General features: G+C 46.7%; 25 protein-coding genes. 7 read left to right on the top strand and 18 right to left on the bottom strand.

Annotated elements, in window-relative coordinates; translation table 11 throughout:
• Window positions 1-63: 63 nt before the first annotated feature.
• Together AB4Z30_RS00780 and AB4Z30_RS00775 are read right to left on the bottom strand one after the other, a co-directional pair.
• Window positions 64-492: a stage V sporulation protein AB gene (locus tag AB4Z30_RS00780; RefSeq protein ID WP_441922322.1), complete on the bottom strand. Its 429-nt coding sequence runs from the start codon at window positions 490-492 to the stop codon at window positions 64-66.
• Window positions 473-1,129 carry a stage V sporulation protein AA gene (locus tag AB4Z30_RS00775; protein ID WP_441922320.1) on the bottom strand — a complete coding sequence of 219 codons (657 nt, stop codon included), beginning with the start codon at window positions 1,127-1,129 and terminating at the stop codon, window positions 473-475. Before AB4Z30_RS00775 ends, AB4Z30_RS00780 begins: the two co-directional genes overlap by 20 nt.
• Before the next feature lie 44 nt (window positions 1,130-1,173).
• Here AB4Z30_RS00775 and AB4Z30_RS00770 point away from each other — a divergent pair, with 44 nt between their 5' ends.
• From AB4Z30_RS00770 to AB4Z30_RS00755, 4 genes are all read left to right on the top strand, one after another.
• Entirely contained in the window at window positions 1,174-1,458 is a 285-nt protein-coding gene (locus AB4Z30_RS00770; protein ID WP_441922318.1) for a hypothetical protein, read from the top strand.
• A complete protein-coding gene (locus tag AB4Z30_RS00765) occupies window positions 1,448-1,741 on the top strand; it encodes a hypothetical protein (protein WP_441922316.1) in 294 nt (97 codons plus the stop codon). Before AB4Z30_RS00770 ends, AB4Z30_RS00765 begins: the two co-directional genes overlap by 11 nt.
• A 167-nt stretch (window positions 1,742-1,908) precedes the next feature.
• A complete protein-coding gene (locus AB4Z30_RS00760) occupies window positions 1,909-2,175 on the top strand; it encodes a CD3324 family protein (protein ID WP_441922314.1) in 267 nt (88 codons plus the stop codon).
• Between the two features lie 453 nt (window positions 2,176-2,628).
• On the top strand, window positions 2,629-3,039 hold the full coding sequence (locus tag AB4Z30_RS00755) for a GNAT family N-acetyltransferase (protein WP_441922312.1): 411 nt from the start codon (window positions 2,629-2,631) through the stop codon (window positions 3,037-3,039).
• Between the two features lie 122 nt (window positions 3,040-3,161).
• On the opposite strand, the gene sigF is transcribed toward AB4Z30_RS00755, so the two are convergent.
• From sigF to AB4Z30_RS00735, 4 genes are all read right to left on the bottom strand, one after another.
• Window positions 3,162-3,917, bottom strand: coding sequence for an RNA polymerase sporulation sigma factor SigF (sigF, locus tag AB4Z30_RS00750; RefSeq protein ID WP_090922432.1), 756 nt, complete (start codon window positions 3,915-3,917; stop codon window positions 3,162-3,164).
• Between the two features lie 14 nt (window positions 3,918-3,931).
• Window positions 3,932-4,387, bottom strand: a complete 456-nt coding sequence (gene spoIIAB, locus AB4Z30_RS00745) for an anti-sigma F factor (protein ID WP_441922310.1) — start codon at window positions 4,385-4,387, stop codon at window positions 3,932-3,934.
• On the bottom strand, window positions 4,384-4,737 hold the full coding sequence (spoIIAA, locus tag AB4Z30_RS00740) for an anti-sigma F factor antagonist (RefSeq protein WP_342551759.1): 354 nt from the start codon (window positions 4,735-4,737) through the stop codon (window positions 4,384-4,386). The genes spoIIAB and spoIIAA overlap by 4 nt, the downstream gene beginning before the upstream one ends.
• A gap of 142 nt (window positions 4,738-4,879) precedes the next feature.
• Window positions 4,880-6,055, bottom strand: coding sequence for a D-alanyl-D-alanine carboxypeptidase family protein (locus AB4Z30_RS00735; protein WP_441922307.1), 1,176 nt, complete (start codon window positions 6,053-6,055; stop codon window positions 4,880-4,882).
• Window positions 6,056-6,355: 300 nt separating this feature from the next.
• Between AB4Z30_RS00735 and AB4Z30_RS00730 the strand changes: the two genes are divergently transcribed.
• Entirely contained in the window at window positions 6,356-6,907 is a 552-nt protein-coding gene (locus AB4Z30_RS00730) for a glutathione peroxidase (RefSeq protein WP_441922305.1), read from the top strand.
• A gap of 165 nt (window positions 6,908-7,072) precedes the next feature.
• Here the strand turns inward: AB4Z30_RS00730 and AB4Z30_RS00725 are convergent, their stop codons facing one another.
• The 7 genes from AB4Z30_RS00725 to AB4Z30_RS00695 form a co-directional block, all read right to left on the bottom strand.
• Window positions 7,073-7,897: a purine-nucleoside phosphorylase gene (locus AB4Z30_RS00725; protein WP_441922303.1), complete on the bottom strand. Its 825-nt coding sequence runs from the start codon at window positions 7,895-7,897 to the stop codon at window positions 7,073-7,075.
• A 200-nt stretch (window positions 7,898-8,097) separates the two neighbouring features.
• The gene (locus AB4Z30_RS00720; RefSeq protein WP_441922301.1) at window positions 8,098-8,988 is read right to left on the bottom strand and encodes a tyrosine recombinase; all 891 of its coding nucleotides are present in this window, start codon (window positions 8,986-8,988) and stop codon (window positions 8,098-8,100) included.
• Between the two features lie 92 nt (window positions 8,989-9,080).
• Window positions 9,081-9,323, bottom strand: coding sequence for a DUF4227 family protein (locus AB4Z30_RS00715; RefSeq protein ID WP_441922299.1), 243 nt, complete (start codon window positions 9,321-9,323; stop codon window positions 9,081-9,083).
• A gap of 162 nt (window positions 9,324-9,485) precedes the next feature.
• Complete coding sequence (gene fur, locus AB4Z30_RS00710; RefSeq protein WP_441922297.1) at window positions 9,486-9,953, bottom strand: ferric iron uptake transcriptional regulator; 468 nt, start codon at window positions 9,951-9,953, stop codon at window positions 9,486-9,488.
• A 107-nt stretch (window positions 9,954-10,060) separates the two neighbouring features.
• The gene (spoIIM, locus tag AB4Z30_RS00705) at window positions 10,061-10,690 is read right to left on the bottom strand and encodes a stage II sporulation protein M (RefSeq protein ID WP_441922295.1); all 630 of its coding nucleotides are present in this window, start codon (window positions 10,688-10,690) and stop codon (window positions 10,061-10,063) included.
• Between the two features lie 155 nt (window positions 10,691-10,845).
• On the bottom strand, window positions 10,846-12,060 hold the full coding sequence (locus AB4Z30_RS00700; RefSeq protein WP_441922293.1) for an endonuclease Q family protein: 1,215 nt from the start codon (window positions 12,058-12,060) through the stop codon (window positions 10,846-10,848).
• Between the two features lie 2 nt (window positions 12,061-12,062).
• The gene (locus AB4Z30_RS00695) at window positions 12,063-12,656 is read right to left on the bottom strand and encodes an NUDIX domain-containing protein (RefSeq protein ID WP_441922291.1); all 594 of its coding nucleotides are present in this window, start codon (window positions 12,654-12,656) and stop codon (window positions 12,063-12,065) included.
• A gap of 323 nt (window positions 12,657-12,979) precedes the next feature.
• On the opposite strand from AB4Z30_RS00695, the gene AB4Z30_RS00690 reads away from it, so the two are divergent.
• Window positions 12,980-13,117: a Z-ring formation inhibitor MciZ gene (locus AB4Z30_RS00690; RefSeq protein WP_441922289.1), complete on the top strand. Its 138-nt coding sequence runs from the start codon at window positions 12,980-12,982 to the stop codon at window positions 13,115-13,117.
• A 109-nt stretch (window positions 13,118-13,226) separates the two neighbouring features.
• Here AB4Z30_RS00690 and AB4Z30_RS00685 read toward each other — a convergent pair whose 3' ends face one another.
• Window positions 13,227-14,357, bottom strand: coding sequence for a M20/M25/M40 family metallo-hydrolase (locus AB4Z30_RS00685; RefSeq protein WP_441922287.1), 1,131 nt, complete (start codon window positions 14,355-14,357; stop codon window positions 13,227-13,229).
• Between the two features lie 81 nt (window positions 14,358-14,438).
• Here AB4Z30_RS00685 and prli42 point away from each other — a divergent pair, with 81 nt between their 5' ends.
• Window positions 14,439-14,540 carry a stressosome-associated protein Prli42 gene (gene prli42, locus AB4Z30_RS00680; protein WP_090922458.1) on the top strand — a complete coding sequence of 34 codons (102 nt, stop codon included), beginning with the start codon at window positions 14,439-14,441 and terminating at the stop codon, window positions 14,538-14,540.
• Between the two features lie 33 nt (window positions 14,541-14,573).
• On the opposite strand, the gene lipB is transcribed toward prli42, so the two are convergent.
• The 4 genes from lipB to AB4Z30_RS00660 form a co-directional block, all read right to left on the bottom strand.
• Window positions 14,574-15,281 (bottom strand): lipoyl(octanoyl) transferase LipB, encoded by a 708-nt coding sequence (gene lipB, locus AB4Z30_RS00675; protein WP_441922285.1) that lies wholly within the window; start codon window positions 15,279-15,281, stop codon window positions 14,574-14,576.
• Window positions 15,282-15,396: 115 nt separating this feature from the next.
• Window positions 15,397-16,863 carry a dihydrolipoamide acetyltransferase family protein gene (locus AB4Z30_RS00670; protein ID WP_441922283.1) on the bottom strand — a complete coding sequence of 489 codons (1,467 nt, stop codon included), beginning with the start codon at window positions 16,861-16,863 and terminating at the stop codon, window positions 15,397-15,399.
• A gap of 37 nt (window positions 16,864-16,900) precedes the next feature.
• Window positions 16,901-17,887 carry an alpha-ketoacid dehydrogenase subunit beta gene (locus AB4Z30_RS00665; protein ID WP_441922281.1) on the bottom strand — a complete coding sequence of 329 codons (987 nt, stop codon included), beginning with the start codon at window positions 17,885-17,887 and terminating at the stop codon, window positions 16,901-16,903.
• 2 nt (window positions 17,888-17,889) lie between these two features.
• Window positions 17,890-18,918, bottom strand: a complete 1,029-nt coding sequence (locus AB4Z30_RS00660) for a thiamine pyrophosphate-dependent dehydrogenase E1 component subunit alpha (protein ID WP_441922279.1) — start codon at window positions 18,916-18,918, stop codon at window positions 17,890-17,892.
• Window positions 18,919-18,958: the final 40 nt, after the last annotated feature.

Below are 18,958 nucleotides of genomic sequence, written 5' to 3'. Positions count from 1 at the left end.
TTCATGACCCGTTTGATCTGTATGTTCGTCCATGTCCATCCTCCTTTAACCTATCATGCTGCTTTACCGTTGGTATATAAAAAAGTCAAACAATGAACCTGTCATTTTCCCCAGAATCATCGCGAGCAGCAGTCCAAACAAGTACGATCTCATGCCCAGCCTTTTGGCTAAAACGGGCAGTACATTCAATACTTCCGTCAGGGCAGCAGCCAGCAGACCAACAAAAATTCCGCAGAACAGTCCGACAATCGGGCTAAGCAACATGACGCCATGCATTTTCCAATGCCAGAAATCGGCTACCGTACCCAGCAGCGAACCCCCGATGAGAGCACCCTCGTACCAATGCGTTTTGTCATAGGACTGCGTCACTTGAGCCAGTCTGGGAATCATGTCGAGCACAAGGATAAGCGCAATAACACCACTCCCCACAGCGATTCCTCCGGCAATGCCAAGCACAATACTGATGGCTCCGTTAAGCACGCTCATCGTCATTCATCTCCCGTTGATTCTGCTCGTGCATACGTTCCGACTCTTCAATGACGACAAACTGGTCTACATTTTGCTGGTAAAGGAACATTTCTACTTCGAGCGGTGTTGGCTCTTCATTCCACTTTTTCTTAAATAAATGGTTGAAAAATACCGCCATGCCGAAGCCGATCCCAAGGGAATAGGCGAGCTGAAATAAGTACGGATGCTCATCCCGGTGTCCTGTCAGCATCTCTACAATGCGAATCTGTACTTCCTGCATATTCACGTCTGCGTGAAAATTCATAATGGTCAGCGCGGAGCCGAAGAACAGTAGCAACCATACCAGAATAAATAAGGACTTCGAAGCCTGCCCCTTGCCTGCCATTACTTCAACTAAGGTATGCCCGGACCCCATCAGCTCCACATTTACATCCGGCAAAAGCTGCCGAATCCGGGGAATAATCTGCAAAATGTCAATAAGGATCAGGTTACCGTCCTCCGGTCCGGGCCGTAGCAGTTCCATCTCCAGTAGCCTATCCTCCTGATCCTCGGATGAGGCCAGTACATGGGCAATGTCCCTCAGTTTGACCGCTCGCCCTCTCTGAATGCGAATTCGGCTGCGCATGCGGACGTAGACCGTTGGAGTGGGTGTCTGGGACATCCAAAGCACTCCTTTACTGCGTAATTTAGGTTAGTATTTGAAGAATGTGCAAATTTATTACATTTAAATTGGAAAAGAGTGTCGAGGGGGCACTGGACGCTACGGGATGGATCGGTATCGGGCGCTGGTTATCCCCGGATTTCTCTTTCTCTCCTTTTCAAGGAGGAAATCCCGTGATAAACGCGCTCGCTTCGCTCCTTTTACCGATTCCATCCCTCCGCTGGCTTGCCTCCCTCTTATTCCAAAAGAAATGGAAGAAACTTGCGGGCGGCGAGCAGGGGGAAGGACTGAAAGTCGGCGCGACGAAGGGAAAAACATGTGGGCACTAGGCACGTTGGGATGAAGGAAAAGACATGGAAGGCGGGGACGCTGGACGCTACGGGATGGATCGGTATCGGGCGCTGGTTATCCCCGGATTTCTCGTTCTCTCCTTTTCAAGGAGGAAATCCCGTGATAAACGCGCTCGCTTCGCTCCTTTTACCGATTCCATCCCTCCGCTGGCTTGCCTCCCTCTCATTCCAAAAGAAATGGAAGAAACTCTCGGGCGGCGAGCAGGAAACCGCCGATTATTCTAGAAAGTTATTTAAAACGGTTTTTGAAAGTGAGGTCTGAAATGATGAGTAAGCGTCCCGCATGCTCCATGCAAAGTCTTGATCTATAAACAACGGCGGTTGTTTGTATGGAGCTGGGGTAATAACCGTCTTAATATCGAATTCGGTAATTGTTTATAGGATAGGCTTTGCAACCTTGAATTTTATATTTTAAGGAGCAGAGCGATCATGAAATATGTAAACGCCGATGTCATTTTACCAGAAGAATTATTAATAGAAATACAGAAATATATTCAAGGCAGTATGGTTTACATTCCAATACCTAAAGGCCACAGAAAGAAGTGGGGAGAAAATTCGGGAAGTCGCACATATTTAAGCCAAAGAAACGAGACAATACGTCAACAATATTTCGATGGATTAACGATTGCTGCACTCTCTGAAGAGTATTGTCTTTCCAGCGATAGTATCAAAAAAATTATTTATTCAAAAAAGTAAGGTATATAAAATCACATCATATTTTGTATGGTGTGATTTTTGGTGTGCAATAAACTTTTCTAATTATCTTTTATATATTTTTTAAGATACGCCTTTGCTAACCTTGAAGAAATAACTTTATAGGAGAAGCTGCTTGTGATTCTAATTACAAAAGCTGACTAACAAGATAAACATATTCTCAAAAATCTAATGACTTTGTTCCTTCATGATTTGTCCGAATTTATTCAAGACATAGAGATGAATCCCCAGAATGGTCTATTCGAATTTGATATCCTGGATTGGTTCTTTGAAAAGGAAGGATTAACACCGTACTTTATACGTCTGCAAGATGAAAAAGAGGAGAAAGATGACAGTCTAACGCTCATCTATCAATACTTTAAAGTTTGAAATTAAACATTAAACAACTGAATTTCTTTCAGAATTTTAGAATTTAAAAACGAAGGAGTCATCATCATGAAGATCATTACGGCAGATCAATCACACTACGAATATATTAAAGAGCAGGACCACCATATTTTAGAGAACCTGATCCTGCCGAAAATTTTGGCTGATGAGATCTTTATCATACAGGATGAAGAGCAGAACAATATCGGATGGATTCGGTACAACTTTTTTTGGGACAACACACCTTTTATGAATATGCTCTGGATTGAAGATGTACATCGAAATGAAGGAATAGGTACGAGAGCGGTTCTTTTTTGGGAAAATGAAATGAAGAAGCAAGGTTTTCCTTTTGTCATGACGTCTACATTAGCAAATGAAGGAGCTCAGCATTTTTATAGGAAATTAGGCTATCGAGATTCAGGGTGTTTGATTCTTGAGGACGAGCCTTTGGAAATCTTACTCACCAAAAATCTGAAGTGAATTTCACCAAAAAAATATTAAAACGACAAATAACCTCATCGCTAAATTACGCGAATTGAGGTTGTTAGTTGTCGTATTATGATGAAACTGCACCCAAACCGGTGGATAGAGTCAGCCCTGAATCACTGCGCGATTTGATCGCGAATAGATTGCAGTATTTTTTTCTCCAAACGTGATACCTGCACTTGGGATATTCCGAGCCTGCTTGCCACTTCGGATTGAGTCTGATCCCTGTAATACCGAAGGTACACGATAAGCCGCTCCCGTTCACTCAAGCCGCCGATTGCTTCATTCAGCGCCAGCTTGTCAAACCACTTCTCCTGAGACTCATCCGCGATCTGATCCATCAGTGTAATTGGATCACCATCATTCTCGAATACCGTCTCATGAATGGAGGTTGGCGGTTTGTTAGCCTCCTGGGCGAATACCACTTCCTCTGGGGTAACCCCAAGTTCAGCAGCAACTTCCTTAATTGTGGGCAGTCGATCCAGATGTTTGGACAGCTCGTCCCTCTTCTTGCGAACTTTATTGGCCATTTCTTTCAGCGAACGACTGACCTTCAAGGTCCCGTCATCCCGCAGAAAACGCTGAATCTCACCAATAATCATCGGTACCGCATACGTCGAGAACTTTACGTCGTAACTGAGATCGAACTTGTCCACTGACTTGAGCAGGCCGATACAACCAATCTGGAACAGATCCTCCGGTTCATATCCCCTGTTCATAAAACGCTGCACGACGGACCAGACGAGTCTGATGTTGCAGTTCACCAGCGTATCCCGTGATTCATGGTCACCCGACTGACTGAGCGCAATCAGCCGTTTGACCTCGGCATCGTCCAAATAGGTCTGTGAAGATGGTTTCACTTCAGCATCCATAAGAACACCAACCCCTAATTATACAAAGCTTTCTTGGATTCAATCCTTTTTTTCATCTTGATGGAGGTGCCTCTGCCGGGCTCACTGCTGACTTCGAATTCATCCATAAAATTTTCCATGATCGTAAAGCCCATGCCCGACCGCTCAAGCTCGGGTTTGGACGTATACAGCGGCTGTTTGGCCAGATCAAGATCTTCGATGCCTTCACCGCGATCCTCTACAATAATCATGATCATATCGTCACGAATCTCAGCCTGAATGGTCACGACACCTTCCGGATTGTTATTGTATCCGTGAATGATGCTGTTGGTCACCGCTTCAGAGACGACCGTTTTCAGATCACTGAGCTCGTCCATCGTTGGATCAAGCTGTGAGATAAACGCCGCAACGGTCACCCGTGCAAACGATTCATTCTCCGACTTGGCCGCAAATTGCAGATTCATGAAATTTGTCCCTGTTCCTTCATTCATGAGACGACCTCCAGACCTGAGAGAGCAGTTCCCTCATTTTCGTATATCGGCATGATCTTGAACAATCCCGACATTTCCAACAAACGGTATACCGGTGGATTCACATCGCAAACGACCATTTTGCCGCCTTTATTTTTGATCAACTTGTATCTTCCCAAAATAACACCTAGTCCTGAACTGTCCATAAACTGCAGGTCTTTCAAACTCAGTACCAGATGTTCGCATTGTCTGCGCTGTATTGCTTCATCCATCTGCATTCGTACCATGTCAGCTGTATGATGATCCAGTTCCCCGGATAATCGCACAATCAAAATCCCGCGGTGATGCTCCATGTCCACATTTAAGTTCACGTTTGCCCACTCTCCTCCCTGTCTTGAACAAGGATTTCTACGTTGCCAAAAGCTTTTCCTGCCCCCCGACAAAACTAGAAGAAAACTCCTATTTAACTACAAAAATTGTTCCATTCATCAGGAGAAAGGCGCATCCTGCCGCTTAATCAAACAAATTGGAGGTCGTTCGCTTGAACAGCTTCCACCAGCCTGCTTTACCTACGTCCTGCGGAGCCTGAATGTCGAATTCCTTAATCACTTCGTTTCCTTGATAGACAACGAGCTTGCCTACACTTTGTCCCGCTTTGACCGGAGCTTTCAATTGTTTGACTACAATCAGTTCATGCCGGATATCCGTTGACTTGGCTCCTTTGCGCATCAGAACACTGTAGTTCTGAGCAGCATTGAGCGGAAGCTCGGCAACATCACCTTTTTCAATCTTCAGACTCCCCAGCAGATCACCCGCTTTATATAGTGCCTTCATCGTGTATTGACCAAAAGCATAATCAAACATCGAGGACACTTCGCTATTCCTGGTTTTCGTATTCGGCTCACCAAGCACAACTGCAACGACACGTAGCCCATCTTTGGACGCCGTAGCCGACAGACAGAATTTTGCTTCGGACGTGTACCCCGTTTTAAGTCCATCTGCTCCCTGATAAAAACGCACCAGCTTGTTCGTATTTACGAGCCAGAACGGCTTCTCGGAGTCTTTACGCAGGTAATCCTGGTAAGCACCCGTGTACTTAGTAATACCTTGATATTTCAGTAATTCACGGCTCATCACCGCGATGTCATGCGCAGAGGAATAATGGTTAGCCACGGGCAGTCCATTCGCGTTAGCAAACCGTGTATCCTTCATTCCCAGCTCCTGCGCACGTTCATTCATCATCTGCACAAAAGCTTCTTCCGAGCCACCAAGCTTCTCGGCCATGGCAACAGATGCATCATTGCCAGAAGCCATGGCAATGCCCTTTAACATGTCATCTACGGACATCTCTTCACCAGGCTCCAGAAAGATCTGTGAACCGCCCATAGACGCCGCATACTCACTCGTTCTTACCTGATCCGTTAACTTCAGTTTTCCTGAACTAATCGCTTCCATCGTAAGCAGCATCGTCATAATTTTTGTAATGCTCGCCGGGGGAAGTTGATCATGGCTGTTTTTCTCATAAATTACGGTTCCCGTATCTGCATCCATCAATATCGCCGAACGTGCAGATGGAGCCAAATCTGTTCCTCCAGCAGCTTTAGGTGTTTCCTCAGCCAAAGCCGGTGAGGCCATTAAGGGCAGCAGAATACAAATGGTCATGAACGATGCCATTATTCTTTTCTTCACTAAATTCCCTCCTCAAATGAATAGCTCGGTAGTTAGTCCTCGCATGTACTGCTATCCATTGTCGGCGGGTTTAAAGTAAATTATTCCATTCTCAGCAGGTTTTCCCTAACTTTTTTTATCCAAGCAAAAAACAGATGTGCTGTTTGTACGTATTTATCTAAACTGAAACGTATACAGCGCATGGTTACAACCCTTATAGGATTTACCTATGTATATAATCGTTTATATATATTTCTCCAATAAGTAAAGTCGACTTATAATATATATGTCACAATTTGAATATTCAGGAGGATGATTTAGATGTCTTTTTATGATATGGAAATCCATTTCATTGATGGCAGGCCAGCTGATTTAAGCATTTACCAAGGAAAAGTACTTCTTCTTGTTAATACGGCTAGTAAGTGTAGTTACTCTCGTCAATTTGCGACTCTACAACAGCTGTACGAAAAATACCAACGTTACGGTTTTGAAATTCTTGCGTTTCCGTGTAATCAGTTTAATGAGAAGGAACCAGGGGACAATTCGGAAGTGAAAGCTCATTGTGAAAATCAATTGGAGTTAACGTTCCCGTTATTTGAAAAAATTGATGTCAGGGGACTGCATGCTCATCCTATCTTTCAGTTTTTAACCGAGCAAACACCATTTCTAGGCTTTGACACTGAAACGGCTAGCGGAGAATGGATGGACCATTTTCTAAAAGAAAAATTCCCCGATATTTACCAGGGTGACGGGATTAAGTGGAACTTCACCAAATTTTTGATCGATCAGAGCGGTCAGGTACGAGGAAGATTTGAGACAACGACTGAGCCATTTGAAATCGAGCCAAGCATTAAATCATTACTTTCAATGTAATTAAATGTTAGTCAACATACTAAATATTTAAAGATACTCCTCATCTCATATGTCATATTATCAAATAAGGGAACAAATCTATGGAGTAAACATCCTCCAATGATTTGTTCCCTATTCCATTTTTGTCAAACTAAAGATCTGGTCAGCTCATTCATCAATGCCTCTTTACATCTGAGGAATAATCGCCAGCACTAGGGCAAGGAAAGCTTCGCGTACACGTTCCGTCGTTTCCATAACCTCATCATGAGACAAAGGCTGATCCAGTATGCCAGCAGCCATGTTGCTGATACAAGAAATGCCGAGCACTTCAATGCCCGCATGGCGAGCTACGATTACTTCGGAAACGGTAGACATGCCTACTGCGTCCGCACCAAGGGTACGAAGCATTCGAATTTCTGCCGGAGTTTCATAGTTTGGTCCAAGCAGACCCGCATATACCCCCTCTTGTACATTAAAACCTTGAGATGCTGCCGTATCCTTGGCAAGTGCGCGTAAACGACGACTGTAGGCTTCGGACAAGTCGGGGAAGCGCACGCCAAGTGCAGCATCATTTGGTCCAATTAACGGGTTTTTTCCCGTCATATTCAAATGATCGGAGATGAGCATCAAGTCGCCTGCTTGATAAGATGTATTTACGCCGCCAGCAGCGTTCGTTACTAACAGACTGCTTACGCCCAGTGCTTTCATGACACGTACCGGGAATGCCGTCAATTCCGGGCCGTATCCTTCATACATATGAAAGCGACCTTTCATCATCACAACCGGACGACCTTGAATCGTGCCAAGCAGTAGTTCACCTTCATGTCCTTCAACAGTGGACACCGGAAAATGAGGAATATCTTGATACGCGATGCTAACGCCAGCCTCAATCAGTTCAGCCAGAACGCCCAGTCCTGAGCCGAGAATTAGACCGACTTCAGGCTTAATGGARCTTTTGCTTTGAATATACGCTGCTGCCTCTGTAATCATCTGTTGGTTTAGTGTTGTCATAAAATGTTGTTCCTCCTTGTGTAGTAACAATCCGTTTATGATTAAGCAGGGTTGTCATGCCTACGCCTGCGTTGCCGTATGAAATCAGGCTTCGAACATATACCCCGCGTATGTATAACGGCATTGGTTGATTTCATCATAATTTCAACTTAAAACGATACAGTATTCAGCTATGCATGACCCGAAACCATAGTCCACGCTTATTTTGCACGTGGATGATGGGTCTCATAAATTTCTTTCATCGTCTTGCGTCCATGCTGACTGTATTGCTGCCCAGGCTGTTCGACATGACCAAGCATGTCCTGCACCGCACGAGTGTCAGCTCCATTTGCAATAAGGTGAGCCGCAAATGAATGGCGCAGTGTATGCGGTGTAATTTCACCCGGGATGCCCGCATCCACAGCGGACTTTTTTAACAGCTTCCAGAATCCCTGTCGGGTCAAACGCCTGCCTGATACGTTTACAAACAGTGCCTGCTCGTCCGTTCCTGCCTTAAGCAATTGACCACGAAACTCGTCCATATATACGCTCGCCCAGTGAGCAGCTGGTGCACCAATCGGTAAAATACGTTCTTTCCCCGCCCCGCCGCAACGAATGAAACGCATTCCCGGCTGTACGTCCCGTACATCAAGCGCAATCAGCTCCGATACCCGAATGCCCGTAGCGTATAACAACTCCAGCATGGCTCGATCTCGAACGCCTTGCGGAGAGCTGACATCAGGAGAGGCAAGCAGCAATTCGATCTCCTCAATGGTAAGAACTTGGGGAGGTGTCTTGTCAGCCTTCGGTGCTTCCACATCAAACGTAGGGTCCTGTACAATCTCACCGCGACGCATCAGAAAATGAAAATACGATCGCAAAGATACGATGCTGCGGGCAATCGTCGCATTCGCCCGGCCATCCTTCTTTAGTTGGCCAACAAACAGGACAATATGCGTTCGTCTAACCTCACCCGCTTCGCGAATCCCGTATTCCCTTCTCACAAATTCCACGAACTTGTCCACATCTCGGAGATAAGATTCCAGCGTACTACTTGACATTCCCTTATCTTCTTCCAGGTATAAAGCATAGGCGTGTATGGTCTGATGCATGTACAACACTCCTCATCTGACAGCAATGCCAACCGGCAGGCTGTTTTCCGTATTTGCATCCCTGGCTGGCAGAGCTACTCTCCGTGCTGGCGTTATTCTCCGTACCAATAAAAGAGGCGAAGCCGCTCAGCCATTGTAGGACGTGCTTCTCCAATGCCTGGCCAATCCGTTTCCTGAAATACTTTAACCGCATTGCCGGTTGGCATTTGATACTGATCCACGGGTGAGATCCAGCCGTTAAACAGGTCCAGTACGTGATAGAACAGATACACCAGCGCAGCAAAAAATACAATAAAACGTATAAAACGGAGCCCTCTCCGAACAGATATAATCATTGAAACTATCCCCTTCCCCTATTCAAGTCCAGTATTGTCCTTGAAACAGGGTATGTCCGTCCATCGGGTATTATGCCATCCCTGAACGAACCTCACAAGAGGTCCGGGACCAAAAAAGCTCCCCCGTCAAAACCGCCGGTGAGAGCTTGAAGATAGACTATGTTATTCTTCATCTTTGGGCTTTTGTTCATTTTTAGCTTTGCAACGATAACAAATTCCATGAAAGTCCAGTCGGTGATCTACTGTCGAAAAGTTAAATTCCCGCTCCAGTCGTTCTTCAAGCGGTCCAAGCCAGTCCTCACGTATTTCATCCATACTTCCGCATTGCACGCAGATTAAGTGATGATGGTGATGCTTGGATGTATCTCCGCGCAGATCATAACGCGCTACACCGTCGCCGAAGTTGATTTTCTCTACAACATGCAGCTCACTCAATAGTTCGAGGGTACGGTACACGGTTGCCAGACCGATTTCGGGAGCCTTTTCTTTAACGAGCATGAATACATCCTCTGCACTCAGATGATCTTCTTCATTCTCCAGAAGTACTCTTACGGTGGCTTCCCGCTGGGGCGTTAATTTATAACCTTGGGACTGTAGTTGCTGCTTAATTTTATCAATCCGTGCTTCCATTTTCTCCCTCCCCCTAGGAAATCACTGCACACTGCAACTTAACCCACTCTTTTCATTATAGGGGGAGTTCAATATCAAAGTCAACATTTTAGGACATGCAGTACAAGCTAGACAGGAAGCAGCATAGGCGTGACCCAGCGCATCATTGCGGGGGTAACCCAGGTTTCAAAAGAAGCCACTCCAAGCAACAGCATCGCCATCACAACAGTCAAGATAACGTAGGAAGCAAAAGGCCTTTGGCGCCCTGTTGAGCGATGCATCAAAACACGACTACGTATGATATATAAAGAGAACGTCATCGCCGCCACACTGCAGATCAGCAGGATCGGTATGACAAACAAATTATGCGGCGCTACGGATACAAGTGCAAACAGCAACCCTTTCCATGAATACTGTCCAACGAGGTAACCCACAGTAAAACCGATCAGCACACCTTTCAGAAAATCCAACACCAATATTCCCGGTAAACCTACAACGGACAAGCCAAGAATAAAAATTAATCCGACCCATTTCAGATGAAGCACGGCAATATCCCAATAGGACGTGCTTTCTGTACCTTGTGAGCTATGTTGCACCGTCATGAAGAAATTGCCTAAATATGCTTCGAGATCCTGCCGCTGTTCAAGAGACAGGGCGTTGACCATCAATGCGCCAAAGATAACACCGACCAGAAACAAGACAGCCACGAATACATATAACGAAGTTTGTCCTTTGAACGTAAAATAGGAAGAACGCATACGGGTACGAGTCCCCTTTCCGGTTATGCTGCTGAAGAAGATACTTCAAGCTTTAGCCTACTTGATCATCCTTATAATTCAGCTTATGAACCGGGACTCGTCCGTATGACTTCTTGTCCGAATTGTTAAACCTTGCTTGTCTTGCTCGCTTTACTCTATTTCTGCTCTTTCGCCGCAACCTTGCCGTAAGTGCCTCCACCGCCAGAGGCTAACGTCAGTTCACCCTTGCGAGCCGCTACGATCAGTTCGGCGAGTACCGAACCAACCACTTCGGCCAGTTGAGCTTCATCTGTACGGTGCAGTACAGCCATCTCTGTGCCAAAACGATCCAAGAGTTGACGTAGTTTGGCTTTCCCAAGACCCGGAATGAACTCCAGTGGAACCTGATAATAATAGGGTGGCCGGTCTGTAGGAAGCTCCGGTTGCTCTCGATCTGCAATAGCCAGAATACGATCCAGCACCCCCTGAACCAGTTTCTGACTGCCACAAAGCGGGCAACGCTCCGCAGAGAAATTCTTTTCGTCCATAACGCTACCGCAAGCTGAACAATACGTCCGGTGATATTTACCCAGTCTTGGATTCAAGCCATAATTGGCCGCAATACGTCTTCCCTCTTCTCCTCGCAAGGCCATACGGAATTCATCAAACGAAGGCGTTGCAATCTGCAACTCATTGTATTCCCGTCCGATTTTACCGAGAGAATGAGCATCAGAGTTCGTCAGAAATGGAACCTGATCCAACTCCCGAATGTAACTCGCCATGGACGAGTCCGAGCTTAACCCTAGCTCAATCGCATCCACAAGGCTCGTGTCCAGCACATCCCCCATACGTGGCGCTGTGCTGCCGTAAATGCCCTTGTGCGGTGTGAACACATGAGCGGGTATAATCAACCCGCCGCGTGCCTTGATCTCCGCTTGCATCTCAAGAGCAGGTACGTATACTCGCTGGGAGCTGAGATTTACATTTTTCATATAACGTGTCATCCAGGTTGTAAAAGACTTCATTGTATCCAGATCCCGGAAGTAGGCCAGCATATGGAACTCACGCATCTCGGGCTCACGCAACTCAATTTCGGTCCCCAGCAGAATGGTCGTATCCCGATACGCAATACCACCGCCATCAATCTCAGACATCGTACCGTTATCCAGCAGCTCCTCAATATCCCTCTGCACAACTGGTGAATGGCAATCGATAACCCCGAGCATATGAATTCCTTTACGGGTGGATGCCTCACGGGCAATATTTTCAAACGTTAAGTCGCGGCTACCGCTGATTTTAACTGCCTCACCACGGGACGTGCGTCCGATGTGGATATGCAGATCCGTATAACACGGCTCCCACAGCGGTAGCGTTCCCTTTTGATTTTGCATGATTAAAACCGTCCTGTTGTTTTGTAAATATCCCAGGCATACACAGCCATCATCGTTTTGGCATCACTGATTCGATTTTCGTCCATCAGCTTGTACGCTTCCTCCAGCGTAAGTTCGGATACTTCAAGAAACTCGTCCTCGTCCAGAGCCATTTCTCCAGCTTCCAACTCTTCGGCGATATACAGGTGAATGATCTCATCCGCAAAACCTGGTGAGGTGTAGAAAGATCGGAGATGTCGCAGCGACTTGGCTGTATATCCCGTTTCTTCCTTTAATTCACGGGCGGCTGCAATTTCAGGCTGTTCACCCGGGTCAAGCTTACCCGCGGGGATTTCTACTTCGGTACGACCCATCGCCTGACGGTATTGATCCACGACCAGCATGCGGTCTCCCTTCAATGCCAGCACCGCAACCGCTCCTGGGTGTTTGATAATCTCTCGGGTAGCCGTCTGCCCGTTTGGCAGCTTCACTGTGTCTACCTGAAGTGAGATCACTTTGCCCTCAAAGATCGGCTTGGTGGATACCGTCACTTCGTCAAGCTTGGGATTCGCAGGTTGAGGTGCATAGATAGATGCAGCAGATGTTTTGGATTTCATGTGTAATTCAGCTCCTTTTAATGTGTGTTGAGTTCAATTGAGCCGAGTTGATTTACACGGACACTCCGATGACAGAATAAACTTCCAATCGCTGTTATCCCCAGATTTTTTTGATTCCCTTATCCAAAGGGAAAAATCCGGGGATAAAGGCGACCGCTTCGCTTTTCCAGCTTTTTTCTGTCCTCTCCGTTGATGTGTAAAAAATTCTTTCAATTGAACCAGAATGTATAAAGTAGTGATTCAGGGCATATGGTGAGCCTATAAGAATTTTATCGTGTGTACAAGTCTAATACGTACAGCGAGAACCAAGGGGGACTCACCTAATGAAAAGTTATCTCACACCTCAGTCTGCGCATGTGGTCGGACAAGCCAGACAAATACAGCTTATCCTTAGACAGTGGATGCGTGAATGGGGCCCAGAAACCAAACTAAGCGACATGCTTGCTGGACGCAAAGGCTAGAAGCTTCACCATTGTTCAAAAAGTCCGAACCCGGCCTGCACCGAATTCGGACTTTCATTTCTTTTTTTCAACCGACGCTCCAATTACATCATCTAAAATAGATCAATGCTCATTTGCCTTTTGCCGTTTCCTGCACAATCGCGATAACGACTTGGGACAACTTCACAATGTCTGTTGCGCGAATGCGTTCTTTGGTCGTGTGGATATCTTCATACCCTACAGYCAGATTCGCCGTCGGAATGCCGAACCCGTTAAAAATGTTCGCATCACTGCCACCGCCAGAAGCAAATGTGCTTGTTTCCAGACCAAGGCTTCTAATCGCACGCTGGGCAAGTTGCACTACCTCATGGTCGTCATGGAAGCCAAATGCAGGATATTTAATCTCACTACGGAACTCTGCGGTTGCACCATATTTGCGACATGTCGTCTCCAATGCTTCACGCATTTGGGCAATTTGCTGTTCAATTTTCTCTTGCACAATACTGCGAGCCTCCGCATCGATCTGAACAAAGTCACATACCACGTTCAGTGCAGAGCCACCTTGGAATTTGCCGATATTCGCTGTCGTTTCGTCGTCAATGCGTCCAAGCTTCATTGCTGCAATGGCTTTGGCCGCAACCTGAATGGCACTGATTCCATCTTCCGGATTCACGCCGGCATGTGCTGACTTGCCATAGATTTTCATCTCAATTTCGGCTCTTGCTGGAGCAGCCACGCAGATCGTACCCACCGCTCCATTAGAATCCAGCGCATAACCAAAGGAAGCATCGATATCTTTTGGATTCATTGCTCGTGCACCGACAAGACCAGACTCTTCTCCGACCGTAATCACAAACTGAATTTTGCCATGCGGAATGTTGTTCTCCTGAATAACACGAATGGCTTCAAACAGAGCCGCAATGCCCGCCTTGTCATCCGCTCCCAGAATTGTTGTGCCATCACTGCGAATCCATCCGTCCTCGCCAAGTTCCGGTTTGATCCCCTGTCCGGGGGTTACGGTGTCCATGTGACACGTGAAGAGCATCGGCTCTACACCTTCCACACCTGAAGCTTCCAGTGTAACGACCAGGTTGCCCGCGCCATGCCCTGTCTCGTTCATTGTATCGTCCTCATAGACGTGAAGACCAAGACCCGCGAATTGTTCTTTTAACACCTTGGAAATATTCTGTTCATTTTTTGTTTCGCTATCAATCTGCACCAGATCCATAAAATGCTGAATCACACGCTGTTCATTAATCATTAGACTTTCCTCCCTATCGTAGATACGGTACAATACAGGTACTATGGCTTGTTCAAAAGTTCTGAAAGGAGTTCTCTCTTCATGCAAAATAAGAAATGGTTCAAAATTGTGATCTATCTCATGCTGGCAGCTATGGTTGGCTCCACTCTTTTCATCGCACTGGAACCGTTACTGTTTGGATAGTCACCCTGATCTGAAGCTCTCTTAACGCGCTGTCTACAGACGTTGGAGGGCTTCTTTTTCTGTACTCCATATCAGATCATATGGGAATATACGCTGAAAATAAGGTACAATATTCCGGGCCACCTGTTCCACTGTGTATGACTTCCCCGTAATATCCTCCAAAGAAGTCACACCATACTGTTCAATTCCGCATGGAATAATGCCCTGAAACCCGGCATGTTGAATGCCTGAGGTAATGTTAAAAGCAAACCCGTGACTCGTCACAAATCCACGTCGATGCTTACACCGATTAAACTTGATGCCGATGGCTGCAATCTTCAAATCACCGATCCATACGCCTGTATATCCCTCTTTACGCTCGGATTCAACGCCCTGATCGGCGAGATAATCGATCATCACCTGCTCCAGCTTACGCAAGTAAGCATGCAGATCCAGTTCCTCATCCCGACCAAGTACTAACAAAGGGTAACCTACCAATTGACCCGGTCCATGATAAGTAATATCACCGCCGCGATCAATTTGAAACAAGGAGATGCCCTGTGTTTTCAACTCTTCCTCACTCCAAAGCAGATGCTCCGGATGGTTCTGTGAACCAATGGTATAGGTTGGCGGATGCTGTAAAAGCAACATCTGTTCAGGACCTTCGCCTTCGTCCAGCTGCTGCACAATTGATTTCTGAAGATTCCATGCCGCTTCATAATCAAGCATCGGTATGTATGCCACATTCAGCGGTTTGCCCATGTTTCCCCACATCCTTCTGCCCATGGTTTAATATATGAAGATACGCCCGTCTCTAGACAGCCAGAAAAGTGCACGGCCTGAGGCACATACACTTTCCCGTCATTCTATCATAAACTTAATACACTTTTGTTTCCATGTTGTAGCCTTCGAGGTTTTCCTTAACACGTTGCAGGAACCGTCCACAGATAACGCCATCCAGAATCCGGTGATCCAGAGAAAGACACAAGTTAGCCATGGACCGCACTGCGATCATATCATTAATGACAACCGGTTTTTTCACAATGGACTCAAATGTAAGGATAGCCGCCTGTGGGTAATTGATAATTGGCTGGGACAGGATGGAACCAAAGGAACCTGTATTGTTCACCGTAAATGTACCACCCTGCATATGATCCAGCTTCAGCGTGCCTTCACGGGTTTTACGAGCCAGGTCATCAATCTCACGAGCGAGACCTGCGATATTACGCTGATCGGCCTGTTTGATGACCGGTGTAAGCACAGAATCCTCTGTACCTACAGCCATGGACAAGTTAATGTCCCGCTTCACAATAATTTTATCAACAGCCCATACTGAGTTCATGATCGGGTAATCTTTAATCGCATTGACGACACCCTTCATCATAAACGAAAGATAGGTCAGGTTAATGCCCTCTTTCCGTTTGAACTCATCCTTCAATTTGTTGCGCAACATAACGAGATTGGTTACATCCACCTCGATCATGGTCCACGCATGAGGGATTTCAGATACACTTTGACGCATATTACGCGCTATGGCATTACGTACCGGAGTAACATCGATAAAATATTCTGATCTTCCCTGTCCGCCGCCTTCCACTTCAATCTGTGGAATTTTCGGACTTTCGGTCAGATGGATTCCAGAATGACGCACAGGAACGCCCGCATCAGATGCAGGAAGTGTCTGTCCTGCTACGCCGTTCGTAGCTATTGTTGACGTAGTTGCACCAGTATCTCTGATTCCGCTAAACGGGGAAGACGATGAAGCCTGTGCAGCAACATTAGATGTTTGTACGGATGCTGATACTGTATTTGCCTGTCCGCCCTGTGCAACATAAGAAAGCACGTCTTTACGTGTAATCCGGCCGCCAGCCCCTGTTCCCTGAACATGCTGCAGATTCAATCCATGTTCTGCTGCCAAGGACTGCACCGCAGGAGAATAGCGATGGCGCATCGGCTGATTCGGATCAAATGCCGCTGCGTTAGATCCGGCAACTGGAGATTGTCCTGCATTACGCTGTACCTGGGCTTGTTGCGATTGCTGCTCCTGGCTTGCAGCAGGTGTCACTTGTTCAGCGGTGTCTTCATCCGAAGCAGCAACTTGCATGCGGCAGATGGCCTCACCTACCGCAATGGTCGTTCCTTCTTCCACCAATAGATCACCCATAATGCCATCCACCGTAGACGGTATCTCGGCATTCACTTTATCTGTAATGACTTCACAGATCGGCTCGTACTGCTCCACACGGTCACCCGGTTTTTTTAACCATTTGGCTATGGTAGCCGAAACCAACGATTCCGCGAGTTGCGGCATAATGACCTCAATCCATTTCATACGTTCAGCCATTGATTTATCACTCCAAACTTTGTTCTATCTTTATCGATCAATACTCTGCAAGTTCGCGCATGGCTGTTTTGGCTTTATCCTTGCTTAGCATATAAAATTTCTCCAGCGTAGGACTGATTGGCATCGCCGGTACGTCTGGACCACACAGACGCTGAATAGGCGCATCCAGATCAAACAGACATTCCTCACTGATGATCGCCGCCACCTCTGCACCTACACCGCCCGTTTTGTTATCTTCGTGTACAATCAGCACCTTGCCCGTCAAACGAGCTGAAGCGATAATCGCTTCACGATCRAGCGGCTGCAGCGTACGCAGATCCAGTACATGTGCCGTGATACCCTCTTCACGTTCTAACTCCTCAGCAGCCTGCATGACAAAATGCAGTGGCTGACTGTACCCGATGACCGTAATATCGGCACCTTCACGGAGGACATTGGCCTTTCCGATTGGAACAATGTAATCATCCTCCGGCACATCTTCCTTGATCAGCTTGTAACATTTTTTATTTTCAAAAAAGAGTACAGGATCCGGGTCGCGGACAGCCGCTTTAAGTAATCCTTTGGCATCATACGCCGAGTAAGGCGCAATAATTTTGAGTCCCGGTGTACCAAAGAAAATCGATTCCGGACATTGGGAGTGGTAAAGTCCACCAAAGATACCACCGCCGATTGGTGCACGAATAACGATTGGACAGCTCCAGTCATTGTTCGAGCGATAACGGATTTTGGCCGCTTCACTTATAATTTGATTTGTTGCCGGTAACATAAAGTCCGAATATTGCATTTCCGCAATCGGCTTCATGCCGTACATTGCTGCACCGATGGCAACACCCGCAATCGCAGATTCAGATAAAGGCGTATCCATGACACGCATCTCGCCAAATTGATCCTGCAGTCCTTTGGTAGTGGTGAACACACCACCTTTAACACCGACGTCCTCGCCAAGAACGAATACATTCTCGTCCCGCTCCATCTCTTCTTTCATTGCGAGACGGATTGCATCAATATATTCCATCATTGCCATGATTACCGTCCCCCTTCTTCGCTGTCCGCATAGACATGCGTCAGTGTGTCCTCAGGTTTCGGATATGGCGCGTTGTCTGCATATTCAGTTGCTTCCTTCATTTCCAGCGCGAGCTGGGAAGCCAGATCCGCATCCCGGGCTTCGTCCCAGATGCCACATTCGATCAAGTAATTTTTCATGCGAAGCACGCCGTCTTTTTTCCAGTTCTCCTCAACTTCTTCCTTGGTCCGATAGGCCAGATCATTATCCGAAGTGGAGTGCGGGGACAGACGATACATCATCGCTTCAATCAGTGTTGGTCCTTCTCCTGCGATGGCACGCTGGCGCGCTTCCTTCACTGCCGCATATACCTCAAGTGCATCATTGCCATCTACACGCAATCCTGGGAAACCATAACCCAGGGCACGATCAGAAATTTTGCCGCTAAGCTGTTTGTGGATCGGAACGGAAATCGCATATTGATTATTCTCACACATAATGATGACAGGCAGCTTGTGCACACCTGCAAAGTTTGCCCCTTCATGAAAATCTCCCTGGTTACTTGAACCTTCACCAAAGGTAACAAAAGAAACAAATTCCTTCTTCTGCATTTTGGCAGCAAGAGCAAAGCCAACCGCATGAGGAACCTGCGTAGTAACCGGACTAGAGCCTGTAACGATACGCAGCTTCTTGTGACCAAAGTGACCTGGCATCTGCCGTCCGCCACTGTTTGGATCTTCCGCCTTCGCAAATGCAGACAGCATCAGCTCACGCGGTGTCATGCCTACGGCCATAACGAAACCGTAATCGCGATAATAAGGTAAATAATAATCGTGGTCCCGATCTAGACCAAAAGCCGCACCGACTTGCGCAGCCTCCTGACCTACACCGGATACGTGAAAGTTAATTTTGCCGGCCCGCTGCAAGAGCAAGCAACGCTCGTCAAACTTGCGTGCAAGCAGCATGTATTTGTACATATCTAAAACTTCTCCATCGCTAAGTCCCAGCTGTTGATGTCGATGAACCGCGTCTGCAGTACCTTGTGAACTCATATGAGGTACCTCCTTTTAATCAGAGCCTTTTGCAAGTCTT

The organism is Paenibacillus sp. 2TAF8, from assembly GCF_052114825.1.
Lineage (GTDB): Bacteria > Bacillota > Bacilli > Paenibacillales > Paenibacillaceae > Paenibacillus.
The sequence above is the reverse complement of the archived record's forward strand: the minus strand, read 5'-3'. Positions and strand labels throughout refer to the sequence as shown.

Coding starts and splice junctions, on each gene's coding strand:
- AB4Z30_RS00780 (WP_441922322.1), bottom strand. CDS start 492: ATGACGATGAGCGTGCTTAACGGAGCCATCAGTATTGTGCTTGGCATT.
- AB4Z30_RS00775 (WP_441922320.1), bottom strand. CDS start 1,129: ATGTCCCAGACACCCACTCCAACGGTCTACGTCCGCATGCGCAGCCGA.
- AB4Z30_RS00770 (WP_441922318.1), top strand. CDS start 1,174: ATGTGCAAATTTATTACATTTAAATTGGAAAAGAGTGTCGAGGGGGCA.
- AB4Z30_RS00760 (WP_441922314.1), top strand. CDS start 1,909: ATGAAATATGTAAACGCCGATGTCATTTTACCAGAAGAATTATTAATA.
- AB4Z30_RS00755 (WP_441922312.1), top strand. CDS start 2,629: ATGAAGATCATTACGGCAGATCAATCACACTACGAATATATTAAAGAG.
- sigF (WP_090922432.1), bottom strand. CDS start 3,917: ATGGATGCTGAAGTGAAACCATCTTCACAGACCTATTTGGACGATGCC.
- spoIIAB (WP_441922310.1), bottom strand. CDS start 4,387: ATGAATGAAGGAACAGGGACAAATTTCATGAATCTGCAATTTGCGGCC.
- AB4Z30_RS00730 (WP_441922305.1), top strand. CDS start 6,356: ATGTCTTTTTATGATATGGAAATCCATTTCATTGATGGCAGGCCAGCT.
- AB4Z30_RS00720 (WP_441922301.1), bottom strand. CDS start 8,988: ATGCATCAGACCATACACGCCTATGCTTTATACCTGGAAGAAGATAAG.
- AB4Z30_RS00715 (WP_441922299.1), bottom strand. CDS start 9,323: ATGATTATATCTGTTCGGAGAGGGCTCCGTTTTATACGTTTTATTGTA.
- fur (WP_441922297.1), bottom strand. CDS start 9,953: ATGGAAGCACGGATTGATAAAATTAAGCAGCAACTACAGTCCCAAGGT.
- spoIIM (WP_441922295.1), bottom strand. CDS start 10,690: ATGCGTTCTTCCTATTTTACGTTCAAAGGACAAACTTCGTTATATGTA.
- AB4Z30_RS00700 (WP_441922293.1), bottom strand. CDS start 12,060: ATGCAAAATCAAAAGGGAACGCTACCGCTGTGGGAGCCGTGTTATACG.
- AB4Z30_RS00695 (WP_441922291.1), bottom strand. CDS start 12,656: ATGAAATCCAAAACATCTGCTGCATCTATCTATGCACCTCAACCTGCG.
- AB4Z30_RS00690 (WP_441922289.1), top strand. CDS start 12,980: ATGAAAAGTTATCTCACACCTCAGTCTGCGCATGTGGTCGGACAAGCC.
- prli42 (WP_090922458.1), top strand. CDS start 14,439: ATGCAAAATAAGAAATGGTTCAAAATTGTGATCTATCTCATGCTGGCA.
- lipB (WP_441922285.1), bottom strand. CDS start 15,281: ATGGGCAAACCGCTGAATGTGGCATACATACCGATGCTTGATTATGAA.
- AB4Z30_RS00670 (WP_441922283.1), bottom strand. CDS start 16,863: ATGGCTGAACGTATGAAATGGATTGAGGTCATTATGCCGCAACTCGCG.
- AB4Z30_RS00660 (WP_441922279.1), bottom strand. CDS start 18,918: ATGAGTTCACAAGGTACTGCAGACGCGGTTCATCGACATCAACAGCTG.